At 55.4% G+C, this 1,780-nt stretch carries 1 rRNA gene; it reads left to right on the plus strand.

From position 1 onward, the window contains the following. The first annotated feature begins 196 nt into the window (after positions 1 to 196). Positions 197 to 1,731 (plus strand): 16S ribosomal RNA (locus ACGLWX_RS18255). The last annotated feature ends 49 nt before the right edge of the window (positions 1,732 to 1,780 follow it).

The following is a 1,780-nucleotide window of genomic DNA, read 5'->3' on the forward strand; positions in this document are numbered from 1 at the left end:
GCTCTTTAACAATTTGATCAGGCAATTCATGTGGGCGTTTGCCGATGAGGGTGACAAGTCACCTTATATCAAGGCAGACGAACACAGCGATACCTTTCGAGGTATCACGGTAAATTCGTTTGAACCTTGAGCCAGGATTGATTCGCCTCTGCGTCACGTTTTCGTATGTGGGGCAGGCAAGAATCACACTGATTTTAAACTGAAGAGTTTGATCATGGCTCAGATTGAACGCTGGCGGCAGGCTTAACACATGCAAGTCGAGCGGTAACAGGTCCAGCTTGCTGGACGCTGACGAGCGGCGGACGGGTGAGTAATGCATGGGAATCCACCCGATAGTGGGGGATAACCTGGGGAAACCCAGGCTAATACCGCATACGTCCTACGGGAGAAAGGGGGCTCCGGCTCCCGCTATCGGACGAGCCCATGTCGGATTAGTTAGTTGGTGAGGTAACGGCTCACCAAGACCGCGATCCGTAGCTGGTCTGAGAGGATGATCAGCCACATCGGGACTGAGACACGGCCCGAACTCCTACGGGAGGCAGCAGTGGGGAATATTGGACAATGGGGGCAACCCTGATCCAGCCATGCCGCGTGTGTGAAGAAGGCCCTCGGGTTGTAAAGCACTTTCAGCGAGGAAGAACGCCTGACGGTTAATACCCGTCAGGAAAGACATCACTCGCAGAAGAAGCACCGGCTAACTCCGTGCCAGCAGCCGCGGTAATACGGAGGGTGCAAGCGTTAATCGGAATTACTGGGCGTAAAGCGCGCGTAGGTGGCTTGACAAGCCGGTTGTGAAAGCCCCGGGCTCAACCTGGGAACGGCATCCGGAACTGTCAGGCTAGAGTGCAGGAGAGGAAGGTGGAATTCCCGGTGTAGCGGTGAAATGCGTAGAGATCGGGAGGAATACCAGTGGCGAAGGCGGCCTTCTGGACTGACACTGACACTGAGGTGCGAAAGCGTGGGTAGCAAACAGGATTAGATACCCTGGTAGTCCACGCCGTAAACGATGTCGACCAGCCGTTGGGTGCCTTGTGCACCTTGTGGCGAAGTTAACGCGATAAGTCGACCGCCTGGGGAGTACGGCCGCAAGGTTAAAACTCAAATGAATTGACGGGGGCCCGCACAAGCGGTGGAGCATGTGGTTTAATTCGATGCAACGCGAAGAACCTTACCTGCTCTTGACATCCTGCGAACCCGGAAGAGATTCCGGGGTGCCTTCGGGAACGCAGAGACAGGTGCTGCATGGCTGTCGTCAGCTCGTGTTGTGAAATGTTGGGTTAAGTCCCGTAACGAGCGCAACCCTTGTCCCTATTTGCCAGCGCGTAATGGCGGGAACTCTAGGGAGACTGCCGGTGACAAACCGGAGGAAGGTGGGGACGACGTCAAGTCATCATGGCCCTTACGAGCAGGGCTACACACGTGCTACAATGGCCGGTACAAAGGGCTGCAAACTCGCGAGAGTAAGCGAATCCCGAAAAGCCGGTCTCAGTCCGGATCGGAGTCTGCAACTCGACTCCGTGAAGTCGGAATCGCTAGTAATCGTGGATCAGAATGCCACGGTGAATACGTTCCCGGGCCTTGTACACACCGCCCGTCACACCATGGGAGTGGACTGCACCAGAAGTGGTTAGCTTAACCTTCGGGGAAGCGATCACCACGGTGTGGTTCATGACTGGGGTGAAGTCGTAACAAGGTAGCCGTAGGGGAACCTGCGGCTGGATCACCTCCTTAAACGATGCGTCATCCTCGCGGTAAACGTCCACAATGAATTGCCTGATCA

Source organism: Halomonas sp. HMF6819, assembly GCF_044335525.1.
GTDB lineage: Bacteria > Pseudomonadota > Gammaproteobacteria > Pseudomonadales > Halomonadaceae > Vreelandella.